The sequence below is a fragment of the Lentzea kentuckyensis genome (assembly GCF_002150765.1).
GTDB lineage: Bacteria > Actinomycetota > Actinomycetes > Mycobacteriales > Pseudonocardiaceae > Lentzea > Lentzea kentuckyensis.
The window spans coordinates 1-22,492 of record NZ_MUYM01000003.1; the positions used below are offsets into that span (position 1 = coordinate 1).

Below are 22,492 nucleotides of genomic sequence, written 5' to 3' on the forward strand. Positions count from 1 at the left end.
CATGCGAAAAGCAGCTCGCCTTCGCAGCTCGCGTGCGGCGTCGCGTGGTTATGCGACCTGTTTTGCGTCTGCCGAGAAGGTGTTGCAGGCTGTTGTCGAGTTTGACTTGTAGCCTGCTGTTGCCCACTGTGCTTGGTTTGCGGATGAGCCGTGGGCGTTGTTTTCCGGCTTTTCTTCGATGGCGTACTGGAAGTCGTCCTGCGCCAGCCTTGCCAGGCTCGTGGTCACTGATCCTCGGCCTGCTGCGCTGGCCAGGAACATGCCCGCGAAGCAGTTTGCCTGGAGTTCGATTCTGCGCGACATTTCCAGGCCCGCTGGGGTCTTTTCACCTGCGTCGGTGATTTTCAGGTCGGCGGCTCGTAGCAGGCCGGTCAGGGCTTGTACGTGGTGGCCGTACTCGTGGGAGAGCGTGGCCAGGTGGGTTGCCGGGGCGTCGCCGCCGCCGTTGTCGCGCAGGCGGGCCGTGGGCATGTAGATCGTTCGGTTGCGGCCGCAGTAGTAGGCGACTGCGTGGTCGGATTCCGGGGCGGCGCCGCAGGGGCCGTCTTTCAGGTCTGGCGAGGCGTCCAGGGACGGCTTTTCGAACGGGAGGTTCGTTGCTGTCAGGAGGGGGCCCCAGGCTGCGTCGAGGCATTCGACGCCTGCTGTGTAGTAGGCGGCGAGTTGTTGGTCGGTGACGCCGAAGGGCGGCAGGGTGCAGGTTTGCTGGGGCAGGGAGGCCGGCTTTACCAGGAACGGGTGGTCTGCGAGGCGGTAGACGGCTCGCGGGCGGATCGGGGTGGTCGGCTCCGTTGTCGACGGGGACGGGGCCGGGCGGGAGCCTGCCAGGGCGTGGCCGGTGACGAGTCTGGGGCGGCTCAGTTGACCGATTCCTAGGACGAACGCGACCACCAGGACGAACACTCCCGCGAGTAGCACCGGGTTGTTCTTGGGTGGTTGGGTCACGTTCGCCCCTTTCTAGGAGACGGTGCCGGCGTCGGCTGCCCAGGTGTTGCAGGCCGAGGCCTGGTTCGTCTTGTAGCCCTGGTTCACCCAGTTCGCGTTGTTCTGCGGTGAGCCGTGGTCCTTGGTCGGGTAGATGTCGTAGTCGCCTCGGTTGCCTGCGTCGGACAGGGCGACCCTGATGACGTCGATGGGGATCGCTCCGTGCGACAACGGGGCCAGTGACATCCCGCCGAAGCAGGTTGCCTGTAGCTCCATCCGGCGGTTCAGGTCGAGGCCCTTCGGAGTATCCCACCCTCCGGCGTCGTACTGCGCGCGGTCCGAGGCTTTCAGCATTCCGGTGAGCCACTGGATGTGGTGGCCGTACTCGTGGGCCAGCTGGCCCAGGTACTTGCCGGGGTGGTTCGGGTTGTTCGGGTTGCGTTCGGCGGCGTAGGCGTTCGCCGTCCAGTAGATGCCGCCCTGGCAGTAGCGCGCGGTCTGGTCCGGGCGGACGGTGCCGCACGGGTATTGCGCGGTCTCGGTGATGATGTGCAGCTCAACGGGCTGGTACGGGAGGTTCGCGGCCTGCAGGGCCGGCTTCCACATGCTTTCGATGCACGGGAGCGCCGCGCGGAGGAACGTGTCCTGGCCCGCCGGGGAGTAGTCCATGGCGGGGAGCGGGCAGCCCGAGATCGTGTTCGCGCCGAAGCTCGGCTTCAGGAACGGGTGGTCCGCCAGTGCGTAGACGGCCTTCGCGCCTGCCTGGGTCTGGCCGGTGGAGGGGGTTTTGGACGACGACGGGCGCGATGGCGGGCCTGCTGTTGTCGTGGCCGGCTCGTCGGTGGTGGTGGGCAGGGTGAACGTGGGGCTTTGGGGCGTGTAGTTCGAGTAGCCCGTGTCCTTCGTCTTGTTGTTCAGGGTGGCCGCGAAGACGCCGACGGCGCCCAGGCCGAGGATCACCACGCCGCCCAGGATCAGCGCGACGATCGGGCCGTTGCTCTTCTTGCGCGGCTGCATCGGCGGGTACGGGCCGTAGCCGGGCTGGTAGCCGCCACCGCCGGGTGGGGCGCCCCAGGACGGTTGCGGCGGAGGCATGACCGGACCTGGTGGTGGCGGGCCGTACTGGCCGTACTGACCAGGGGGCGGGCCGTAGGACGGCGGCGGGCCCTGGGGTGGCATGCCGTAGGGAGGAGGCGGTGAGCCCTGTGCCGGCCGCTGCCCCAGTGGTGCGGGCATGGGCGGCGGGCCGACCGGGCGAGGTGGCGGCCAATTGCCCGGCGGCGGTGGTTGCGTCATCGCCTGAGGTCCCCCCATTGGTGAGCCTGGGTCGGGTACGAGCATATGCGGAGCGAGATCGCGTGTCCCCCGACCGGGCTAACGCGTCCCGTCCACGTCCATGAGACGCGCGGGCCGGGGGATCGGTTCACGAGACGTCGCCGGAGCTCGCCGCCCAGGTGTTGCAGGCCTTGATGTCGTTCTGCTTGTGGCCGTGCATCACCCAACGTTCGTTGTTCGGCGCGCTGCCGTGGTCCGGCCTGCGGTTGTAGTCACCGCGCTTGCTCGCGTCGGACAGGCCGGTGTTCACGACGTCCATCGGCACGACGTTCTTGTGCGAGAACGGCGCCAGCGTCATGCCGCCGAAGCAGGTGGCCTGCAGTTCCAGCCTGCGGTTGAGTTCGAGACCCTTGGGCGTGTCGAAGCCGCCGACGTCGTACTGGGCCTGGTCCGCGGCGCGCAGCAGGCCGGTCAGCCACTGGACGTGGTGGCCGTACTCGTGGCTGAGCTGGCCGAGGTACACGCCGGGGTGGCGGACCGTCGAGCCGCCCTCGTTCGAGTAGAAGTTGCCGGGCCAGTAGATGACGCCCTTGCAGAACATCGCGGTCGAGTTGGCCTGGCGCGAGCCGCACGGCGTCTGCGTGCTGCCGGTGAACACCTGCAGCTCGACCGGCTGGTACGGCAGGTTGGCCGCCTTCAACGCCGGTTGCCACGCCTTCTCGATGCACGGCAGCGCGGCCGAGAGGAACCGCTCCTCGCCCGCCGGGTTGTACTCCATCTTCGGCAACGGGCACGCGTCGAAGTCGTTCGCGCCGACGCCGGTGCCGAAGATCGGGTGGTCGGCGAGCTTGTAGACGGCCTTCGGGCCCACCGGGGTCGGCTGCGTGCTCGGCGTCCGGGTCGACGAGGTGCGCGTGGACGTCGTCGTGGTGGTCGTTGTCGTCGTGGTTGTGTAGGTGTAGGTCGGGCTGTACGTCGTGTAGTTCGAGTAGCCCGTGTCCTTCACCTTGTTGTTCAACGTCGCCGCGAACACACCGACGGCACCCAAACCGAGGATCACCACGCCGCCCAGCACCAGCGCCAGGATCGGGCCGCTGCTGCTCCTGCGGGACGGCGGCATCGCCGGGTACGGCGCGAAACCGGGCTGTGGCTGGTAGCCCCAGGTCGGCTGCGGCGGCGGCATCACCGGACGCGGCGGCGGCAGCGGTGCGCAACCAGGAGGCGGCATCGGCGGACGCAGGTGCGGAGGCGGGCCCATCGGCGGGCGCATGCCGGGCGGAGGAGGTCCTTGAGCTGGGCGGGGAGGCATCGGCGGCCGGTACGGCGGCGGTGCCGGCACGGGCGGCGGGCCAACCGGGCGTGGCGGCGGTCGATAACCGGGAACTCCGAGTGGTTGCGTCATCGCCGAAGATCCCCCAGATGGCGTCTGTACGAAAGTCCGCCGGAGCATATGAGGACTCCGCTATTGTCCGCAGCCGTGTTGAAGAACTGGGGAGTGGCGATCTTCGCCACCGCGGCGTTGACCTCTGCCATGGCTCTTGGCACGGCCGTCGGCGCGCTCGCGCAGCCGCTTCCCGGCACCGTCAGCACAGAGGTGCGGATGAAGCTGGAGCGCGACGCCAAGCTCACCGTCACCGAGACCGTCATCGTGCCGGACGGCAAGACCGTCAAGCGGACCGTCCCCTTGCGACTCGCGGTCGGCAACGATCTCGTGCGTCAGTACGAGGTCACCGACGCCAAGGTCGAGGGGACCGGCAGCGTCGACGTCAGCGGTGAGCAGTTCTCCGTGGTCCTCAATGGTGGGAAGGCCACGCTGACCTACGCGGTCGTCGGCGCGGTCGCCCCCGTCGGTGACGCGCTGGAGGTGCGCTGGCAGGTCGCGGGCGGCTGGGACACCGAACTCGACAAGGTCGCCGTCTCGTTCTCCGCGCCCGACTCACCGACGTCGGTGAACTGTCTCGCGGGCCCCGTCGGTTCGTCGCAGCCGTGCACCAGCGCGGACCTCGCGGACGGCAAAGGCGTGCGGGCGCAGGAGATCAAGCTCGCCGCGGGCGAGCGCGTCGACCTCGCGATCGGCCTGTCCGCCGGTGTCGTGCCGCCGAACGCGGTCGTGGTCGAGCAGTCCGGGCTGGCGGCCGCGTTCGCGCTGACCCCGGTGAGCGGCATCGCGCTCGGCGGGCTGCTGGTGTTGCTGCTCGGCGGTGTCGCGCTGCTCTGGTACCTGCGCGGCCGGGACGTCGCCGCGCTGTCCAGCGAGGTCGGCGCGGTCTCCGTGCTGGTGCGCGACCAGAGCGGCAGGGTCGCGTTCGCGTCGCCCGACGGCGTGCTGCCCGGCCAGGTCGGCACCGTCGTCGACGAGCACGTGGACGTCGTCGACGTGACGGCCACGGTGATCGACCTCGCGGTTCGCAACTACGTCTGGATCGCCGAGACGGACGGCCACGACTGGCGGATCGTGCGCCGCAACCCTGCCGATGCCTCGTTGTCCGGCTACGAGAAGGCCGTCTACACCGCACTGTTGCCCGACGGTGTGGACGCGGTGACCGTGTCCGAGCTGCGCGGCCGGGGGATCGACCTCGCGCGGGTCCGCGACGAACTGTACGCGGACGTCGTGGAGAAGCGCTGGTTCGTCCGCCGCCCGGACGCCGAGCGCAGCCTGTTCTGGTGGGCCGGCATCGTGATCGCGGTGCTGGGCGTGGCCGTCACGGTCGTGCTGGCGCTCACGATCGGCAACGCGCTGTTCGGGCTCGCCGTCGCGGTCGGTGGTGTCGCGCTCACGTTCGGCGCGCGGTCGATGCCCGCCCGCACCAAGCGCGGCAGCGAGTTGCTGGAGCACGTCCGCGGCCTGCGCGGGTACCTCCACGGCCTGACGCCGGACGACGTCCCCGAGGCCGACCGAGAGCTGGTGTTCTCGCGTTCGCTGCCGTACGCGGTGGTGCTCGGCGAGACCGAGCGCTGGCTCGCCACGTTCGGTCAGCAGGACCTTTACTGGTACGGCAACGCGTCCGACTTCCGGCGCAGCTTCCCCGCGTTCCTGGGGGCGCTCGACGGTGTGCTCGCCCAGGCGGGCCACCTGCGATCGCTCCGGGCGCCGAACCCGTAGGCTGGCGCACATGGCCTCACCCGAACTGCACAGGTTCACGTTGCCCAACGGCCTGCGGGTGGTGCTCGCCCCCGACGCCAGCGCACCGGTCGTCGGCGTCAGCGTGCACTACGACGTCGGCTTCCGCTCCGAGCCCGAGGGGCGCACCGGTTTCGCGCACCTCTTCGAACATCTGATGTTCCAGGGCAGCGAGAGCCTCGAGAAGCTGGCTCACTTCCGCCATGTGCAGTCGTCGGGCGGCACGTTCAACGGGTCCACACACCCGGACTACACGGACTACTACCAGGTGCTGCCCTCGGCGGCGCTGGAGCGGGCGCTGTTCCTCGAGGCGGACCGCATGCGCGCACCGAAGATCACCGAGGAGAACCTCCGCAACCAGATCGACGTGGTGAAGGAGGAGATCCGGCTCAACGTGCTGAACCGCCCGTACGGCGGGTTCCCCTGGATCCTGCTGCCGCCGGTGCTGTTCAAGACGTTCGCCAACGCGCACAACGGCTACGGCGACTTCGTGGACCTGGAGAGCGCCACGGTCGACGACTGCGCGGAGTTCTTCGACACCTACTACTCGCCGTCCAACGCCGTGCTGACGGTCGCCGGTGACCTCGACGTCGAGACCACGAAGACGTTGGTGGAGAAGCACTTCGGCGACGTGCCGGCGCGTCCGAAGCCGGAGCGCCCGTCGTTCGCGGAGCCCGCCCCGCAGGGCGAGGTGCGGCAGGAGCACGGCGACGCGCTGGCCCCGCTGCCCGCGATCGCGATCGGCTACCGCGTGCCGGACCCGGTCACCGACATCGACGGCTACCTCGCGTACCTGGTGCTGGCCGGCGTGCTGGCGGACGGCGACGGTTCGCGGCTGCAGCAGCGCCTGGTGCACCGCGAGGGCATCGTGATCGACCTGAACGCGGGCTGTGGCCTGTTCGGGCCGCTGGAGGCCCGCGACCCGGACACGTTCAGCATCACCGCGATCCACGCCGCCGAGGTCTCGGCGGACCAGGTCATCGCCGCGATCGACGAGGAACTGCAGAAGCTCGCGCAGGAGCCGCCGTCGGTCGAGGAGCTCGCGAAGGTCACCGCCCGCTGGGCGTCGACCATGCACAAGGAGCACGACCGGCTCACGAACCGCACGCTGGGCCTCGGCTCCGCGGAGCTGCTGTTCGGCCGGGCCGAGCTGATCTACGAACTGCCTGAGCGGATCGCTTCGGTGACCGTGGACGAGGTGTCCGCCGCGGCCAAGGCGCTGCGTCCGGACGCCCGCGCCCTTCTTCTCGTCAAGCCCACCGGAGGAGCCCAGTGACCGCGTCTGTTTCGGCGGCCAAGACCCACCGCACCGCCGAGGAGATCGGGCGCACCGAAGTGGGGCCGCGTCCGTTGCCGGAGCTGGGCTCGCAGAAGGCGGCCGCCGAGCTGTCCACTGTGGACACCGTGCTGCCGAACGGCCTGCGCGTCATCGCCGTGCGCCGCGCCACCGTGCCGATGGTCGAGCTGCGGCTGCGCGTTCCGTTCGCCGACCCGGCCGCGTCGAGCGTCGGTTCGGCGCACTCGGCGCAGGCGGAGATCCTCGCGAACACCGTGCTGACCGGTACCGCCACGCGTTCCCGCGTGCAGATCGACACCGAGCTGGCGCTGGTCGGCGGCGAGCTCGACGCCGTGGTCGACCCGGAGCGCCTGAGCTTCACCGGCAACGCCCTGGCCAGCGGCCTCGGCACCGTGCTGGACGTGCTGCGCGACGTGCTGACGTCCGCGTCGTACCCGGCGGACGAGGTGGAGCGCGAGCAGGCCCGCCTGGTCGAGCGCATCACGATCGCCCGGTCGCAGCCGAGCGTCATCGCGCGTGAGGCGTTGCAGAAGGTCCTGTACGGCGACCACCCGTACGCCAAGGAGATGCCGGAGGCCGACGAGGTCGCCGAGGTGTCCCGCGAAGACGTGGTCGCGTTGCACGCCAAGGCGTTGCTGCCGCGCGGCTCGGTCTTCGTGATCGTCGGCGACGTCGACCCGGCCGAGGCCGTGGCGCAGGTCGGCGAGGCGCTGGCCGAGTGGCAGGGCGAGGGCGAGGCCGTCCAGCTGCCACCGCTGCCGCCCGTGACCGGTGGCGACGTGCTGCTGGTGCACCGCGCCGGTGCCGTGCAGTCGCAGATCCGCCTTGCCGCACAGGCGATTCCGCGCACCGACGAGCGTTACCCGGCGCTGCAGCTCGCGAACCTGGTCTACGGCGGGTTCTTCTCGTCGCGGCTGGTCGAGAACATCCGCGAGGACAAGGGCTACACCTACAGCGCGCGCTCGCACCCCGAGTTCACCGTCCACGGCGCCACGCTGCTGGTCGACGCGGACACGGCTTCGGACGTGACGGCGGCGGCGCTGCTGGAGACCCGTTACGAGCTGGCGCGCCTCGGCATGGTCCCGCCGTCGGAGTCCGAAGTGGACGTCGCCCGCAGCTACGCGATCGGCACGCTGCTCACCACCACGTCCTCGCAGTCCGGCCTCGCGTCGTTCGTCGTCAACCTCGTCGCGCTCGGCCTGGGCATCGACTGGCTGGTGGCGCACCCGCAGCGGCTGCAGGCGGTCACGCCGGAGCAGGTCGCCGCGGCGGCGCTGGAGTTCTTCGCGCCGGGCAACTTCACCGGTGTGCTGGTGGGCGACGCCGAGCAGCTCAAGGCGAAGCTGTCGGCGTTGGGCGGGGTTGCGTTCCAGTGAGTTTCGACCTGGTCGGCCTGCCAGCGTTGTCGCGGTTCGCGATCGACCGGTGCGAGCCGTTGCGCGGCGACGAGGAGAAGCTCGCCGCGCTCTGGCCCAAGGCACGGATGATCGTCGTCGACACGCGGGGCCGCACGCTGGTGGCCGAGCGCGGCACGCGGATCGCCGACCGGCCCGCGACCGAGTTCGGCGACCAGCCGCCGGTGAACGCCGTCCTGCTGGGTGAGCAGGACGGCGTGGCGTACTTCGCCGTGCTGATGCCCGCCGAGGACGGCGAGCAGGTGCCGGCCAGCCGCGCGTGGGGTCCGCCGGAGCTCACGGACGAGGCGCAGTGGCTCGACCTGCGGCAGGCCGGTGCGACGCTGGACGACATGTCCGCAGGGCTCTTCACGACCGCGGCGGCGCTGTTCCAGTGGCACCGGCTCGGCAAGTACTGCGCCAAGTGCGGCGCGCGGACCGTGCTGGAGAAGTCCGGCTGGATCAGCGTCTGCTCGGGCTGCGAGCGCGAGGAGTACCCGCGTACCGACGCCGCGGTGATCTGCCTGGTGCACGACGGAGCGGACCAGGTGCTGGTGGCTCGCGGTCCGGAGTGGCCGGAGGGCCGGTTCTCCGTGCTGGCAGGGTTCGTCGAGGCCGGCGAGTCGCTGGAGGCCTGCGTCGCGCGGGAGATCCTGGAAGAGGTCGGGATCTCCGTGCGGGACATCCGGTACCTCGGGTCCCAGCCGTGGCCGTTCCCCCGGTCGTTGATGATCGGGTTCGAGGCCGTGGCCGATCCGGCGGAACCGCTGCGGCTCGCCGAGGGTGAGATCGCCGAGGCCAAGTGGGTCTCGCGGGACGACGTGCGGAAGGCGATCGAGGTGCCCGGCAGCGTTGCGGGGCTGGGGCTCGCCGGTGGCGCGTCGATCGCGTTCCGGATGCTGCAGAGCTGGGCGGCTTCGGCGTAGCCGGGTTGCGCGTCACGGTCACCGGATCCGAGGTTCGGACGAGGTGACCGCTGCCGCGCTCACCTCCTCGGCCGTCGGCATGCGTCCGGACACCAAGGCCTCGCCCAGCGTGGTCAGCGAGTGCACGGTCCGCTTGCCGTGCCTGGTCGTCCGGAGCAGGCCCGCGCCGCGCAGCACCCCGGTGTGCCGGCTCACCGACGCCGGTGACGTGCCGATGCGGCGGGCCAGTTCGCCGGTGCCGGTGCCGGTGCGGGCGCACTCCAGCACGGCGCGGCGGGTCGGGCCGAGCAACTCGTCCAGTCCGCTCGGCGCGGCTCCTGTCCAGCGGTCGGCGTCCGCGATCGGGTACACGAGCACCGGTGGCGGTCCGGGGTCGGCGAGCGTGTCCGGCCGGCGGCCGAAGTACGACGGCACCAGGCGCAACCCACGGCCGCGCAGGTGCAGGTCCAGATCGCGCGGAGTGTCGACCTCCAGCACGGAGCCGTCCCACCGGGCGTGCGGGCGCAGACCGGCGAGCAGCCCGTGCACGCCGGCGTCCACGAGGTCGCGGGCGCGGCGGGCGCGGTCGGCGTTGACGCTCTCCTGAACCACCCCGGCGTGCGGCTCGACGAGCACCGAGTGCAGGTGCCGCAGCACGTCGGCGAGCACGGCCGGTCCGCGCGGTCCGCCCAGCAGCTGCTCGACCCACGCGGGCAACGGTCTCAAACGCTCCAGCGCCACCGCCAGCCGGTGCGGTGGCGTCGCGCGCAGCGCCTCCAGCCCCGCCTCCAGTCCGTCGGCCGACTCCGGTGGCGTGAGCAGTTCCGACACCGGCACCAGCACGCGCAGCAGGCGCGGCGTCGGGTCGTGGCGGTCGAGCCGGTTTCGAACCGCGTTCATCCAGCCGTGGAATACCGGTGTGTGAACGCGGTCGCGTAAGCGGTAGCCGGCGAGCACCACCTCCCACAACGGGTCCGCGGTCGGCGCGACGGTCGTGCGCACGAGGTCGTCGGTCGTGAAATGAAAGCGCAGCAAGACATTCCCCCATTTCGAATCCCCTGAGCGCCATGATGGCCGCACCTTTTCGTTCTGGTGCAACACTCTTGAGAAGTTCACCCGTCGGGAGGAGAGTCGCTCCCTGCCAGGAGGAATTCCTACGAAGGGGGAGAACGTGCGAGGAATGGTGAAGCTGGCGGTGGTTGTCGCGGGGATGGCGCTTCCGGCCGTGCTGATCGCGGCTCCGGCGCAAGCGGCGGCGCCCAAGGGGGATGGCGTGTCGGTGCAGCACTACGCCTGCAACAGTTCGGTGGTGCCACCGAACCTGGACCCGATCTCGGCGATCACGGGTGCCAGCTCCGGCGCGCGCATTCGCACCGGCTCGTCCACGTCCTGCACGTCGGTCGGCTCGAGCGAGCCCTCCGACCGGCTGGACTACTACTGCTGGACGCTGGGCAACGACAACGCCACGTGGACCTATCTGCGGAACGTCCGCACCGGCAAGCGCGGCTGGACGCGTGACGACCTGCTGCCGGGTGGTGGCAGCAACTACCACTGCCCGCAGTAACACCCGCGGAAACGACCGGACGCCACGGCTTTACGGCCGTGGCGTCCCGTCCGCGTCTCGTTGACCGTCCTTTTGCGACAGATGGCTTGGTCAGGCGATCTGAGAGATGTAGCCGTCCGGACGGATGGTGGCCTCGGCACCGTTCAGCGCGATGGTGGTGCCCTTGCCGTCGGAGAGGTCCAGGTCTGGCACGAAAGTACCCGCCAGTGGATGGTCGCAGCCGGTCTCGTAACGGATGTCGGTGCCCTGGATCATCGCGGAGATGCGGGATCTGACCTCTGGCAGGTCGAGGAGATCGCTGAACAGGGTGTGGAGTTCACGTGACCGCGGGTCGGGGCGGGTGAGAGCCACCTGGGCCAGGGTGTTGCGCAGGACCCGATCGGCTACCGGGTGGCGTTCGGTGGTGTAGGAGTCGATCAGGTCGGTGTCGCCGGTGGCCAGTTTCCAGCCCAGGTTCAGGGCGTCCTGGAGACCCAGGTTGAGGCCCTGGCCGCCGAACGGAGAATGGACGTGGGCCGCGTCGCCGGCCAGCAGGACGTTGTCCTTGCGGTAGGTGGTGGCCTGGCGGGTGTTGTCGGTCCAGACCGGTGGCGGTGTGGACGGCGGTGATGCGGACGTCGTGGCCGCTGATCCGACGGAGGGCGGATTCGAGGATTTCCGGTGTCACGTCACGGGTGGTGGGCGGCCCGGCGTAGTCGATCAGCATGATGCGGCCCTGGAGCGGGCCTGAGGCGCAGATGCCGTTGGGGGTTCGATGCCAGCCGCGCGGCAGGTCGCCGTCGAGGTCGACGATCGCCTGGTAGCCGGTGAGCGTCGGGCCGGTGCCGGGGAAGTCGAAGCCGGCGAGCTTGCGGACGGTGCTGCGGCCGCCGTCGCAGCCGACGACGTAGTCGGAACCGAAGTCCAGGTCGGTGACTTCGACGCCGCGGTGGATCTGCACGCCGAGTTCGAGGGCGCGGGCTTCGAGGATTCGTTCCAGTGCTTGCTGGGACAGCATGACGAGCGGCAGACCGTCCAGTTTGAACAGTCCGGCGAAGTGGCCCGTGGCACCGGTAGGGCGCCAGGCGAGGCCGGCGGACTCCAGTTCGCTAGCGGCGTCGATGGCGGAGCCGAACCCGCGCATGGCGAGCATCTGGTAGGTGCGGCCGCTGATCATCTGGGCCTTGATGGTGTCGGCTTGGGTGGTGAGGCGTTCGAGCACGGTGGTGCGGACGCCCTGGAGAGCGAGTTCGGTGGCGAGCAGGAGTCCGACCGGGCCCGCGCCGACGACGGTGACGTCGGTGGAAGTTTTCATGCTCAACATTTGAGCGTGAAAACGTCGCACGGTCAAATCTGTTTTAGGATGGGCTGGTGACGGAGCCGATCTACTCGTGGCTGTACGTGCAGCAGGGCGTGGACGCCGTGAAGGCCGCGATGGGGCAGCGGATGGAGGCGGAGGCCGGGTGCTCGCTGCTGGAGCACGTGGCGCTCTACCAGCTGCGCCACAACGGCGGGCGGCTGCAGATGTCGGAGCTCGTGGAGTTGCTGGACGTCAGTCCGTCCGGCGTCACGCGCCTGATCGAACGACTGGTGAAGCGCGGGTGGGTGACGCGGGAGCAGCCGCCGGACAACCGGCGGCTGGTGTTCGCGGTGCTCACGGCCGAGGGTGAAGAGGCCTGCACCGGGACCACGGCGCGGGTGTACCGGGCGTCGCTGGCCGAGGAGTTCGCCGGGTTGCTGAACGACCGTGACCTCGCTGACCTGCGGCGGATCGGGCGCAAGCTGCTGGAGGGGCACGGGCGGTGGGACGTCAAGCGGTTCGCGCCCTCAGAGGAGTGACGGCAGCACGTGCTCCTCGGTGACCATCAGGCCCGTGGTGGCCATGGTGTCGGCGAGGTCCGGGTCCCAGCTCGCGGTTTCCGGGCGGATGTTGAGGGTCGGCAGCTCCACGCCGCGGGCGATCAGGGTGGCGACGGCCTCGCGGTAGTCGGCCGCTGACATGCGCCACGCCGTGCCGCCGGTCCAGGCGAGGACGTCGTTGGTGGTGCGGATGCCGTCGGGCGTGAAGTCGTTGTGGCAGCGGATGGCTCTGCCGTCGAGGTGGTGCCTGGCCTGGGGCGTGAGTCCGTTCGGGAGCACCATCAACGGTCCGGGCACGCCGGACTCGAGCAGGCGCGGGCTGCGGACGACGGTGATCTCCGCGGCGTCGAGGGTGTCGTTCAGCGTCAGGTAGCCCTGGGACGTCAGCACCGGGTCGCGGTACGCGTCGGGCAACACGCCGGAGCGTTCCCAGCTCGTGCCGGCCAGCGCCAGCGCCTTCCCGACGACGCGGGCGAGCGGGCGGCCGTCGTCGAGGTCGTTGCCGGCCAAGGCGAAGCGGGTCGTCCACCGCCTCGGTTCCTGTTGCAGGCGAGCGAGGATCTGCGCGGCCTGGTTCGCGATCATCGGCAGCGCGGGCTGCGGGATCTTGCCGTACCGGCGGACGTGCTCGATCCACTCGGCGGCCCAAGGTGCCTGCAGCAGGCCGTGCTCGCGCAACGCGAACTTCAGCACGGCGTCCGCGGTCGGCGCTTCCTCCGAAGAGGACATGCCGACCGGCTTGCCGTGCACGGATTCCAGCACCTCTGGCAGCGTGCTGCCGTGGGCGCGGAGGTGTTCGTCCAGGCGGGCCAGCGAGATCTGGCGGCGAGCCGGATGTGCCACCGGCTTGCGCAGCAGTTCACCGAGGGCGGTCGCGGTGCGCTCGTCCTCGACGCGGAAGCTGAACGCCGACCGGCCGCCGCCCTCCAGCGTCTCGCGCGCCAGGCGCCAGAACTCCTCCAGCTCGGGGCGGTCGTACTCGATCACGTCCCCCAATTTAGGCCTTGACAGAACGCGCTGGTGAGCGGACCGTACCTAACCATGAGCGTTCTGCCTAATCGTGATAGGCAAGCCGAACGGCGTGAGGCCACCCGAAGGGAAATAGTCGACGCCGCGTGGGAGATCGCGCGCCGCGACGGGCTGGGTGCCGTCACGTTGCGCGAGGTCGCGGCCATGATCGGGATGCGCTCACCGTCGTTGTACTCGCACTTCGACTCGAAGAACGCGATCTACGACGCGATGTTCGGCCAGGCCTGGACCCTCTACCTCGCCGAGGCGCGGGAGAACCAGGCGAAGCTGCCCGCGGCGCCGCGCGAAGCCGTGCTGGCGCTCGCCCAGCACTTCTTCGACTTCTCGCTCGCCGACGTCGCTCGCTACCAGCTGCTCAACCAGCGTTCCATCCCCGGCTTCGAACCCTCGGAAGCCTCCTACGCCCCGTCGGTCGAGGTGATCGGTCTGTTGCAGGACACGCTGCGCGGACTCGGGATCACCGACAGCGCCGACGTCGACCTCTTCCTGGCCATCTGCGGCGGTCTGCTCGACCGGCAGCTCGCGAACGAGCCCGGCGGCGACCGCTGGCTCCGTCAGCTGCCGCGCGTGATCGACATGTTCGCCGACGAGGTCGGTTTGCCAGGACCACCATTGAGGAGATCACGATGACCGCCGCACTGGACACGAAGCCCCGCACGTCCGCCCTCGACCGCGACACCGCGCTGAGACTCGCCGAAACCGAGTACCAACGGGTCGTCGCGCTGTTCGAAGGGCTCTCGGCGCAGGACTGGGCCAAGCCCACCGACTGCCCGGCGTGGGACGTGCGGGCGATGGCCGCGCACATGCTCGGCATGGCGGAGATGTCCGCGTCGATGCGGGAGAGCATGCGCCAGGTCAAGGCGGCGGAGAAGCGCGGCGGGGTGTTCATCGACGCGCTGACCGCACTTCAGGTGGTCGAACGCGCCGACATGTCGCCAACCGCCATCGCCGCCCGTTACGCCGAGGTGGCCCCTCGCGCGGTGAAGGGCCGGCGCCGCACGCCGTGGTTCGTGCGCCGGCAGAAGATGGGCGCCACGCAGGCGATCAACGGCCACGACGAGGCGTGGACGCTCGGCTTCCTCATCGATGTGATCATGACCCGCGACCCGTGGATGCACCGCGTCGACATCTCGCACGCCACCGGAGCTCCGCTGGTGCTGACCGCCGACCACGACGGCGTGCTCGTCGACGACGTGGTGCGGGAGTGGGCCACGCGGCACGGCCGCCCGTTCACGCTGCGCCTGACCGGGCCCGCCGGCGGGACGTGGGGCGAGGGCGGTCCGGAGCTGGAGTTCGACGCGGTCGAGTTCTGCCGCGCGCTGTCCGGCCGCGGGACCGCCCCGCTGGACACCGAAGTGCCCTTCTAGAGTCCACTCAGGCCGGTGGTGAAGGATCCGTCCCGAATACGGGGCATCCTCGGCGACACGTGAGACGTCTACTGGAACATGAAGAGAATTCGACTGCTCGCCGCAGGGGTCACGGCGGCGGTCACGGCAGCCTTTCTGGCGCCGCTGCCCGCGCATGCCGACCCTCGGGCTGAGATCGCAGCGGACGCCCAGGCGGCATTCGCCGTGTTCGACCGCAAGACCGGACGCACCACGATCGCCTGGGACGAACACAAGCAGTACCGTTCGGCGTCGGTCGTCAAGATCCTCATCGCGCTCGATTACCTGGAGAAGCGCGGTCCCGAGGCCGAGATCCCGCCGGCCGACCTGGTACGACTGGAGCCGATGCTGAGGTCGAGCGACGACAACGCGGCTTCGGAGCTCTGGGTCCAGGAGGGCTGGGAGAAGATCGTCGAACGCATGGTCGTGAAGCTGGGGCTCGAGGACACCGCACCGCCGGTCAACGTCGGATTCTGGGGCTACACGGCACTCAGCGCGGCTGACGTCGTCAAGATCTACCGCTATGTGCTCGACCAGGCACACCCGAAGTTCCGCGATTTCATCATGGGCAACCTGCACCAGGCGACGAAGTGCGCGACCGACGGCTTCGACCAGTCGTTCGGCCTGCCGAGCGTCGTTCACGGCGAGGTGGCCTTCAAACAGGGGTGGTCGCGGTTCGGTGACACGCCGCCCAGGCCGTGCGTCGAAAAGCCGAAGCCGCCGACCTACCCCGGTGTCGGCAAGGACGGCCCGGTGGGCGAGGGGCAGCGTTTGGCAGCTGATGTCGACCTGACGCGTCCGGCGATGCACACCACCGGCACCTACGGGCGCGACGACCGCAAGATCATGGTCGTGCTGACGCTGGAACCGGTGGGCACCACCTGGGACGTCTCCGCCGATCGGATCACCAGGCTCACGCGCGCCGTGCACCTGGCGGACCGCATCCTCGACTGATCCGCAGCCGGTCCCGCGCCCGCTGCCGATCAAGGACGAGTGGGCGCGGGACCGGTGCCCTTCTAGGGATCCACTCGGTCCAGCGCCGCGCCGTCCCACGTCGTCTGCGTGCACGCGACGCCACGGCCGTTCTTGGGCCGCAGCACGTCGAAGATGTGCATGCGCGGGATCTTGTCGGACACGCCCCAGCCACTCGGCCAGGTGATCACCCAGTCCATGTCGAGGTCGACCAGCAGGCCCAGCATGCGCGCGATGGTCGGGTCGTCGAGGCGTTCGAAGGCCTCGTCGAGCAGCACCAGGCGGAGCGGGTCGAACTCGTCGCTGACGGCGTCGTAGAAGCTCGCGGCGGCGGCGAACAGCGTCACGTACGAGATCAGCCGGGTCTCGCCGGACGAGAGCTGCCGGAGCCGCCGTTCGCGCGGGTTGCCGTCCGGGCCGGTGTCGGCGACGGTCACCGTGAACTGGTGCCACGTCCGGTAGTCGAGCGCCCGCGACAGGATCTCGGCGTAGCCACCGGTGTGCGTGTCGCGCTCGTTCTCGATCCGCTCGGTGAAGACGCGGCGCAGCGTGGCGTCCTGCTCGGGCGTGCGTTCGCCGAACGGAAGCCGGACGAGCGCAAGCGCTTGCCTCGTCTGGTCGTCGAGGGCGCTGGACGACTTCCAGGCCAGCTTGACGTGCACGCCCTGGCTGGACCGGGCCTGGCCGAGCACCTCGTTCATCCGCTTGGTGAGGCTCTCGGCGACGGTGATCTGGCCGCGCAGCCACTCGGCCAGGTCGCGGATCAGGTAGTCGGCGAAGATGCCCTGGTACTGCTCGTCGAGGAACCCGCGCTGCTCGGCCAGCTTCGTGGTGACCTGGCGGGCGGCCACGGCGACGGGCTTCGCGCCCTCCTCGCCGGTCACCGTCACGGTCAGCAGGCCCGCGTGTTGCTCGGCGGCGATGTCGTGGCTGCCGGCGAGGGAGGTCTGCAACGCCTGCAGCTTGGCGATCACGGTGGCCTCGGTGCCGCCACGGCGGTCGCCCGCGTCGGCGATGGCCTGCCGCACCAACGCTTCTTCGGGAGCTTCCGGGAACGCCGCTGCCAGCAGGCCAGGAGCTCGAACGGTCGCCTGGAAGTTCGCGGACGCGCGCGCCAGCGCCTCCTCGGCATCGGTGACCTGCGTGGAGTTGGTCTCCAGCAACGCTTCCAGCTTCGCCGCCTGCTCGCGCGCGGTCGTGATGCTCTCGCGCACGCCCTTGAGGTCCTCGCGCATCTTCTTGCGCGACTTCTCCAGCTGCGTGAGTTGCTCGCTGATCTCCTTGGCCTCGCCGCCGACCGCGTCGGTCAGCTCGGCCAGTGTGCCTGCCTGGGCCGCGTAGTCGACGCACCGGCTGTCGGCGTCGGCTTCCGCGGTCTGCCGGTCCGCGACGGCCTCGTGGTAGCGGTGCGAGGCGTCGGTGAGGTCGGAGATCGTGCCCTGGCAACGCCTTCGGACCGCGTCGCCGAGCAGATCGGCCGTCCGCTGGGCCTCGCTCGCCGCTGCCTGGGCCTGGCGCAGCGCTTCGGTGTCACTCGGCAGTCCGGCGTCGCCTGCCTGGCGGGTCAGTTCGGACCGTGCCGCTTCGAGGCGCGAGTTGGCGTTCTCCAGGGCCTCCCGCAGCTGGAACGTGCGCTGCTGGGACCGTGCCGCGGACTCCTCGGCGGCCTGGACGCGGCTGTGCTTGGCGATCAGCTCGCCGTCGCCGGGGAACGCCGCGACGTGCGCTTCCCAGGTGGCGACGTGCTCGTGGGCGCGGGCCAGTTCGTCCTCCGCGGCACCGAGCTGGGCGCGCAGGTCGGCCAGTTCCTCCTCCAGCGCGGTGATCCGGCGGCCACGGGCGGCTTCCCGCGCGCCGGCACCGATGAACTCGGCCTCGGGCTTGGTCCAGCGGCCGGTCAGCACGCCCGCGCGCCAGTCGCCGGTGGTGGTCATGTCGTCCAGCGACACCGCGCGCAGCAGGTCGGCGACGAACGTCTCCGGCACCGGCGAACCTTCGACGGCCGGCACCAGGAACTCGGCGAGCGACCGGCCGTCGACCGCGGGCCTCGGCACGGCCAGGATGTCGTTCAGTTCGGCGTTGGCAGGGGTCACCCAGGCGTCCAGCAGGCCGCTCGCCTGCAGCGCCGCCTCCAGTCCTGCCCGTTCCTCGTCGTTCAGCGACGGCGCGAAGTCCACCAGCCGGTAGAACGGCGCGCCGACGGCCGAATCGCGGTTCGCCGACGTGTACTGGCCCGGCACCGGCACCCGTTCGTTTCCCGAACGCAGGCCGATCAGCTCCTCGTCGAGCGTGTCGAGCCGTGCGCGCAGGTCGGTGCGCTGCTGCGTGAACGCGTGTGCGGCGTCGCGAGCGGCCTGCACCAGCGGGCCGACCCACTCGCGGGCCGTCGTGCTCAACGCCTTCGCGGCGGCCGGATCGGTGGTCTGGGGCAACGTCAGGGGGTGCGCGGGGCGTTCGTCGAGCAGCGGGCCGCTCGACGTCCACACCTCGACCTGCTCCAGCCAGGTCTGCACGACCTCGGCCAGTTCCTGCAGCTCCTGGTTGCGCAACGAGGTCGACTCGGTCGCGCCGAGCTGGGCGTCGCGGGCCTTCTGCCGCAACGACTCCACCTCGCGCTGCTGCGAGTCCAGCGCCAGTGCCTGTTCGTGCAGCGCCAGTGCCAGCGCACCTCGTTGGCGGGCAAGGGAAGCGATGCCCGAGGTCTGGTCGATCACCGACGACAGCGCGGTCAGCACGTCCTCGGTCGCGGCGGCGGGCGGCACGCGGCGTTCGATCGGCAGCGGGCCGGCCTCGGGGTCCGGCTTGGCGCGCACCGAATCCGTGGTCACGGTGGCCTCGGCGGCCGGGACCTGCGGCACGTCCGGTGCGAGGTCGGAGTCCATGCCGGCCAGGCGCAGGTTCTCGCGCAGCGGGTCGCTCAACGCATCGGCCGCTTGGAGATCCTCTGCCAGGCGCCTGAGGAGCCGCAGCACGTTGTCGACGGACGCGTCTTCCTGGGCCCGCTGGCGGTGGGCCGTTTCGAGCGCGGCGACAGCGCTGGATCGCTTCTCCGCCACCAGGTTCTCGCGCGTCTTGAGGTCCTGGAGGTCGCGGAACGCCGGCAGTTCCTTGAGCGCCGCGATGGTCTCCTCGGCCTGTTGCTCGCCGGTCTCCATGTCGACAAGTGCCTGCTCGGACGCCGAGCGCTCCATCCGCGTGACGTCCAGGTCCTGCGTGAGCTTCGACTGCTCGCGCCGCAGCTTCGTGACCGACTTCTCGGCGGCGTCGAGTCGTTCGGACGCGCTGCGCAGCCCGCCGAACGCGTAGTCGCTGTAGGTCTTGAGGAACGTGCCGAGCGCACTGTCTGCAGAGGACAGTCGCACGATGTTCTCGCGGATCGACTCCAGGTCGTCGAACGACGTCGCGAGCTGCTCGACCATCGCCTGGTCCAGCGGCGGCAGCGCGTCGCTGAGGATCTGCTCCAGCTGGCCTTCCAGCACCTTCAGGCCGACGTCCGGGTTGCGCAGCGTGCGCTGGAGGTGCAGCAGGTCCGGGTAGCGCGCGGCGGGCACGCCGTAGACGGCGTCGGCGATCTTCGCGCGGAACGCCTGTTCCTCGAACATGCAGTCCGCGCCGATGAGGTCACGCAGCTGCGCCGGGCCGTGCGGGACGCGTTCGGGGCCCGCGAGCTGGAGTTCCGTGCCGACGCGCATGGGCGTGACGAACCGCCACGAGTCCGTGATCGCCTGCGAGGTCTTCGACGCCTTCACGCCGAGGCCGCACGTCAGGTACTCGTTGCCACTGTGGTCGGCGGCTTCGCGGATCAGCTCGACCCACGCGTACCCGATGCGGTTCGGGCCGCCGTCGTAGTCGTCCAGCATCAGGCGCCGGATGCTGACCGTGTCGAAGCCCTTCGAGCCGAGCTGGCGCAGGTCGCCGTCCAGGCACAGCGGCAGCAACAGCTCCAGCGTGCGGGACTTGCCGGAACCGTTGGTGCCCTGGAAGATCGCGCGGCCACCGGAGAAGTCGAACGTCTGCTCGGTGTACTGCCAGATGTTGACCACGCCGCCGCGGTGCAGCCGCCACCTGCTCATGAAACGTTCTCCTCGTCGAACAGGGACCAGCTCGGTACTTCGGGCACCACAACGGGTTCCGGTTGTTCTCGTTCGGGATCGCCGTCGGGGGACGGCAGCCAGCGGTGCGCGGCCGCGCTGACCGACCACGCGCCTTCGTCGGTGCGCACCGCGAGACCCATGCGGCGCAACAACTCCGTCACCTCGGCGACCAGCCGGTCGAGGTCGTCGGTGAACTGCTTCGACCACGCGGCAGGGTAGTCCTCGACCAGACCGGCGCAGACCTCGCGGATGCGTTCGGTGGGGACGACGTGCCGGGCCGGCGGGTCCTCGTCCTCGCTGTCGAGCAGGTCGGGCAGGGCGAGCAACGTGATGCGCGCGACCGTGGAGACGCCGGGGAACGACAGGTCGGTCAGGAAGTCCTCGGGGTCGGCCGCCAGCACGCCCTCGACCCGGCACTCGGTGTAGAGGCCGAACGCCTGCTCCAGCAACGCGGTTTCCTTGCGCTGGTTGCGGCGCAGCCACTCCGCCTGCTCGTCCGGCAGGTCCGCGTACAGCACCAGCGGCGTCTCGACGAGCTTGCGCCGCACGGCGTGCTCGATGCCGCGCGGGCCGGGGCGGGCGGCCAGTTCGATGAGGTGGGCCGGGTCCTGGGCCTCGCCGACCGGGCCCGTGACGAGCTGGCCCAGCAGGTCCGTGTCGATCGTGATCAGGGCTTCCTGAGGGAGCAGGTCCTGGGCGACCGAACCCTCGGTTTCCTGGAGCACGCCAAGGGAGACGAGGTGGCGCAGGGCTGCTGTGAGCGCACGCCGTTCGGTGACGTCGTCCGGTGCGTCGATGCCTGCTTCCGCTGCGGCGGAACGGATGTCGGCGACCAGGCGGGACAGCAGCGTCTGGCGGCCGATGCCGGTGAGCACCGCGAGGGTGAGCGCGAGGTAGGCGTAGCCGCGCGGGGACATGCTGAGCACGCCGCGGGTGTCGTCGTTGCCGGGGCCGGACTTGTAGAGGCGCGCGAACCGTCGTTCCACCACGAGCCGGTAGCCGAGCAGGCCCGCGAACAGGTCCTGCAGCGTTGCCCGGTGCCGGTAGACGAGGCTGAGCAGCTCGCCGTCCGGGCCGTCACTGCGCAGGAGAGGCCTGCGCAGCAACGTTCGGGCGCAGCGCACCACGTTGGCGGCGTCGATGTCGGAGAGGTTGTCCAAGTGGTTCATTGCTTCAGGGCCACCGTCGCGTCGTGCAGGGTGAGCGTCCCGGCGGCCGACCTGATCTGCGTCGTCGTGCCGTGGGCGATCTCCAGTTTGAGGCCGCGCACGGGGTCGCTGGCCGATCCGCTGTCGTTCGGCGAGTCGCGCTGGGCCATCGCGAGCGTCAGCAGTTCGCAGAAGACCTCCAACGCGCCGTGCGTCAGCGTGGTGTTCTCCAGGTTTCCGGCCGCCTTGGTCAGTTCCGCGACGTGCCGCGCGCGGATCTCGTCCGCCTCACGGGCCTCCGCGAGCAGTGACTGCTCGGTCATCGGGTCGTCGAGGATCCTGCTCGGCCGGCCGCGTCCGCCCCGGTCACCTCTGCTGCGGACGCTGACCGTCACGTCGCAGACCGGGCCGTCGCGCCACGGCGTGCGTTCGTTGTCCGAGTCGTGTTCCGGCGCGGGGGAGAGGTGACGGGCGCTGTAGAGCCCGAACGCCGACGCGTAGATCTCGTGCGCTTCTTCTCTGGTCGAGTTGTCGAACCAGCCGGCGAGCTTGAGCAGCTCGGCGCGTCGTCCGGGGAGCAGGCCGCCGCCGGAGGTCGCTCTCTTGACGCTCGCCAGGAGGCTGCCGATCGCGCGGGCCGTGGCTTCTCTGAGCGCCGTGACCTGGCTCGGGCGGCCAGGGCGGTCGACGAACCAGTCCGTGAGCTCCTGCCAGTCCTCCGGCGTGCGGCCGCGGGCGCGTTCGACGTTGAGGCCGAGGTCGGTGCCGAGGAGCCGCAGGAGTTCGCTGCGGGCCCTGGTGAGTCCGGCGAGGGCCTCCGCGATCGGGGGCGTGTACTTCAGGACGTCCTCGACGACCCGCTGGATGTACTCGACCAGCAGGTTCCGGAAGCCCGCGATCTCCTCGGGCGCCAGGTGGTTCCTCGTGACGACCTGGCCGAGGTAGGCGTAGAAGTCGCGGACGGTCGCGGCGAGCTCGGCGTGCTGCAGGAACAGCGTGGTGACGCGTTCGGCGAGGAGTTCCTTGGTCTTGTCGCCTTCGTTGAGCAGCGCAACTGAGAGGCTGCCGCCCAGCTCGTTGAGGCCGCGTTCGATGGCGGGGAGCAGCTCGCGGGAGACCTCGCGGGCGCCTTCCGGGACCCGGAGCAGCTCGTCGACGTCTCGCTGGACGCGGACGGCGAGCTTGGAGACCTGGTACCGGACGCTGCCGTGCTGGAACTCGGCGATGCTGGCCGCGACGACCTCTCGGCGGCCCTGGACGAGGTTTCCCCACTCGACCAGCTGCTTGAGGCGGTTGATGACGTTCTCGATGCGGCTCTCGCCCTGTTCGACCTTGCCCTCACGCTCTTGGCCCGCGAGTGCGCCCGCGACCTCGCCCGCGCTGAGATCTGCCAGCAGCGTGGAGGTGAACAGCCGCATGATCGCCAGGTACGTGCGCTGGTGATCGCGCGCGTCCAGATAGGCGTACAGCTTCAGCCGCTTGTGCTCCACGAGCGGCCACCCTAATGCGCGCGCTGGTGTGATGCGGCGCTACCGTGCCTCCGAC

18 protein-coding genes and 2 pseudogenes are annotated in these 22,492 nt (G+C 70.2%); 9 read left to right on the top strand and 11 right to left on the bottom strand.

All coding sequences use genetic code 11. The features are described 5' to 3' along the window. Nucleotides 1-48 precede the first annotated feature (48 nt). The 3 genes from B0F77_RS01985 to B0F77_RS01995 all read right to left on the bottom strand — a co-directional run bounded on the left by B0F77_RS01985 (nucleotide 49) and on the right by B0F77_RS01995 (nucleotide 3,469). Nucleotides 49-945 carry a neutral zinc metallopeptidase gene (locus B0F77_RS01985; RefSeq protein ID WP_086661008.1) on the bottom strand — a complete coding sequence of 299 codons (897 nt, stop codon included), beginning with the start codon at nucleotides 943-945 and terminating at the stop codon, nucleotides 49-51. Between the two features lie 12 nt (nucleotides 946-957). Continuing rightward, nucleotides 958-2,160, bottom strand: a complete 1,203-nt coding sequence (locus tag B0F77_RS01990) for a neutral zinc metallopeptidase (protein WP_281252460.1) — start codon at nucleotides 2,158-2,160, stop codon at nucleotides 958-960. Nucleotides 2,161-2,347: 187 nt separating this feature from the next. Further along, nucleotides 2,348-3,469 (bottom strand): neutral zinc metallopeptidase, encoded by a 1,122-nt coding sequence (locus B0F77_RS01995; RefSeq protein ID WP_281252461.1) that lies wholly within the window; start codon nucleotides 3,467-3,469, stop codon nucleotides 2,348-2,350. A 207-nt stretch (nucleotides 3,470-3,676) separates the two neighbouring features. On the opposite strand from B0F77_RS01995, the gene B0F77_RS02000 reads away from it, so the two are divergent. From B0F77_RS02000 to nudC, 4 genes are read left to right on the top strand one after another with little or no spacing between them, the layout of a single operon-like run. Continuing rightward, the gene (locus tag B0F77_RS02000; RefSeq protein WP_086661010.1) at nucleotides 3,677-5,302 is read left to right on the top strand and encodes a DUF2207 domain-containing protein; all 1,626 of its coding nucleotides are present in this window, start codon (nucleotides 3,677-3,679) and stop codon (nucleotides 5,300-5,302) included. Between the two features lie 10 nt (nucleotides 5,303-5,312). Further along, the gene (locus B0F77_RS02005; RefSeq protein WP_086661011.1) at nucleotides 5,313-6,596 is read left to right on the top strand and encodes a M16 family metallopeptidase; all 1,284 of its coding nucleotides are present in this window, start codon (nucleotides 5,313-5,315) and stop codon (nucleotides 6,594-6,596) included. Beyond that, nucleotides 6,593-7,993: a M16 family metallopeptidase gene (locus B0F77_RS02010; protein WP_086661012.1), complete on the top strand. Its 1,401-nt coding sequence runs from the start codon at nucleotides 6,593-6,595 to the stop codon at nucleotides 7,991-7,993. The genes B0F77_RS02005 and B0F77_RS02010 overlap by 4 nt, the downstream gene beginning before the upstream one ends. Beyond that, complete coding sequence (gene nudC / locus B0F77_RS02015) at nucleotides 7,990-8,937, top strand: NAD(+) diphosphatase (protein WP_086661013.1); 948 nt, start codon at nucleotides 7,990-7,992, stop codon at nucleotides 8,935-8,937. The genes B0F77_RS02010 and nudC overlap by 4 nt, the downstream gene beginning before the upstream one ends. Nucleotides 8,938-8,955: 18 nt before the next feature. Here the strand turns inward: nudC and B0F77_RS02020 are convergent, their stop codons facing one another. Then, on the bottom strand, nucleotides 8,956-9,951 hold the full coding sequence (locus B0F77_RS02020) for an ArsR/SmtB family transcription factor (protein ID WP_086661014.1): 996 nt from the start codon (nucleotides 9,949-9,951) through the stop codon (nucleotides 8,956-8,958). Between the two features lie 136 nt (nucleotides 9,952-10,087). On the opposite strand from B0F77_RS02020, the gene B0F77_RS02025 reads away from it, so the two are divergent. Continuing rightward, on the top strand, nucleotides 10,088-10,480 hold the full coding sequence (locus B0F77_RS02025; protein ID WP_143466525.1) for an SH3 domain-containing protein: 393 nt from the start codon (nucleotides 10,088-10,090) through the stop codon (nucleotides 10,478-10,480). 90 nt (nucleotides 10,481-10,570) lie between these two features. Here B0F77_RS02025 and B0F77_RS50455 read toward each other — a convergent pair whose 3' ends face one another. The 3 genes and pseudogenes from B0F77_RS50455 to B0F77_RS50465 all read right to left on the bottom strand — a co-directional run. Further along, the gene (locus B0F77_RS50455) at nucleotides 10,571-10,831 is read right to left on the bottom strand and encodes a hypothetical protein (protein WP_281252463.1); all 261 of its coding nucleotides are present in this window, start codon (nucleotides 10,829-10,831) and stop codon (nucleotides 10,571-10,573) included. A gap of 69 nt (nucleotides 10,832-10,900) precedes the next feature. After that, nucleotides 10,901-11,023: pseudogene (locus tag B0F77_RS50460) on the bottom strand (FAD-dependent monooxygenase); the annotation flags it as partial. Nucleotides 11,024-11,306: 283 nt separating this feature from the next. Beyond that, nucleotides 11,307-11,783, bottom strand: a pseudogene (locus B0F77_RS50465) (FAD-dependent monooxygenase); the annotation flags it as partial. 47 nt (nucleotides 11,784-11,830) lie between these two features. On the opposite strand from B0F77_RS50465, the gene B0F77_RS02040 reads away from it, so the two are divergent. Continuing rightward, complete coding sequence (locus tag B0F77_RS02040) at nucleotides 11,831-12,298, top strand: MarR family winged helix-turn-helix transcriptional regulator (protein ID WP_086661017.1); 468 nt, start codon at nucleotides 11,831-11,833, stop codon at nucleotides 12,296-12,298. Here the strand turns inward: B0F77_RS02040 and B0F77_RS02045 are convergent. Then, nucleotides 12,287-13,306 (bottom strand): DUF2399 domain-containing protein, encoded by a 1,020-nt coding sequence (locus B0F77_RS02045; protein ID WP_143466526.1) that lies wholly within the window; start codon nucleotides 13,304-13,306, stop codon nucleotides 12,287-12,289. The two genes, B0F77_RS02040 and B0F77_RS02045, sit on opposite strands and share 12 nt — an antisense overlap. 54 nt (nucleotides 13,307-13,360) lie before the next feature. Here B0F77_RS02045 and B0F77_RS02050 point away from each other — a divergent pair, with 54 nt between their 5' ends. The 3 genes from B0F77_RS02050 (at nucleotide 13,361) to B0F77_RS02060 (ending at nucleotide 15,687) form a co-directional block, all read left to right on the top strand. Then, nucleotides 13,361-13,978: a TetR/AcrR family transcriptional regulator gene (locus tag B0F77_RS02050; RefSeq protein WP_086661019.1), complete on the top strand. Its 618-nt coding sequence runs from the start codon at nucleotides 13,361-13,363 to the stop codon at nucleotides 13,976-13,978. Beyond that, a complete protein-coding gene (locus B0F77_RS02055) occupies nucleotides 13,975-14,715 on the top strand; it encodes a maleylpyruvate isomerase family mycothiol-dependent enzyme (RefSeq protein ID WP_086661020.1) in 741 nt (246 codons plus the stop codon). The genes B0F77_RS02050 and B0F77_RS02055 overlap by 4 nt, the downstream gene beginning before the upstream one ends. Before the next feature lie 78 nt (nucleotides 14,716-14,793). Then, nucleotides 14,794-15,687 (top strand): serine hydrolase, encoded by an 894-nt coding sequence (locus tag B0F77_RS02060; protein WP_086661021.1) that lies wholly within the window; start codon nucleotides 14,794-14,796, stop codon nucleotides 15,685-15,687. 62 nt (nucleotides 15,688-15,749) lie between these two features. Here the strand turns inward: B0F77_RS02060 and B0F77_RS02065 are convergent, their stop codons facing one another. The 3 genes from B0F77_RS02065 to B0F77_RS02075 are packed head-to-tail and all read right to left on the bottom strand — an operon-like array spanning nucleotide 15,750 to nucleotide 22,437. Then, on the bottom strand, nucleotides 15,750-19,778 hold the full coding sequence (locus B0F77_RS02065) for a TIGR02680 family protein (RefSeq protein WP_086661022.1): 4,029 nt from the start codon (nucleotides 19,776-19,778) through the stop codon (nucleotides 15,750-15,752). Then, entirely contained in the window at nucleotides 19,775-20,968 is a 1,194-nt protein-coding gene (locus tag B0F77_RS02070; RefSeq protein WP_086661023.1) for a TIGR02678 family protein, read from the bottom strand. The genes B0F77_RS02065 and B0F77_RS02070 overlap by 4 nt, the downstream gene beginning before the upstream one ends. Next, complete coding sequence (locus B0F77_RS02075) at nucleotides 20,965-22,437, bottom strand: DUF2397 domain-containing protein (RefSeq protein ID WP_086661024.1); 1,473 nt, start codon at nucleotides 22,435-22,437, stop codon at nucleotides 20,965-20,967. Before B0F77_RS02075 ends, B0F77_RS02070 begins: the two co-directional genes overlap by 4 nt. Between the last annotated feature and the right edge of the window lie 55 nt (nucleotides 22,438-22,492).

What these genes read in the sequence shown, in the direction of transcription:
- B0F77_RS02065 (WP_086661022.1), bottom strand. Translation starts at nt 19,778, where the DNA reads ATGAGCAGGTGGCGGCTGCACCGCGGCGGCGTGGTCAACATCTGGCAG.
- B0F77_RS02070 (WP_086661023.1), bottom strand. Translation starts at nt 20,968, where the DNA reads ATGAACCACTTGGACAACCTCTCCGACATCGACGCCGCCAACGTGGTG.
- B0F77_RS02060 (WP_086661021.1), top strand. Translation starts at nt 14,794, where the DNA reads ATGAAGAGAATTCGACTGCTCGCCGCAGGGGTCACGGCGGCGGTCACG.
- B0F77_RS01995 (WP_281252461.1), bottom strand. Translation starts at nt 3,469, where the DNA reads ATGCGCCCGCCGATGGGCCCGCCTCCGCACCTGCGTCCGCCGATGCCG.
- B0F77_RS02055 (WP_086661020.1), top strand. Translation starts at nt 13,975, where the DNA reads ATGACCGCCGCACTGGACACGAAGCCCCGCACGTCCGCCCTCGACCGC.
- B0F77_RS02050 (WP_086661019.1), top strand. Translation starts at nt 13,361, where the DNA reads ATGAGCGTTCTGCCTAATCGTGATAGGCAAGCCGAACGGCGTGAGGCC.
- B0F77_RS01990 (WP_281252460.1), bottom strand. Translation starts at nt 2,160, where the DNA reads ATGCCCGCACCACTGGGGCAGCGGCCGGCACAGGGCTCACCGCCTCCT.
- B0F77_RS02005 (WP_086661011.1), top strand. Translation starts at nt 5,313, where the DNA reads ATGGCCTCACCCGAACTGCACAGGTTCACGTTGCCCAACGGCCTGCGG.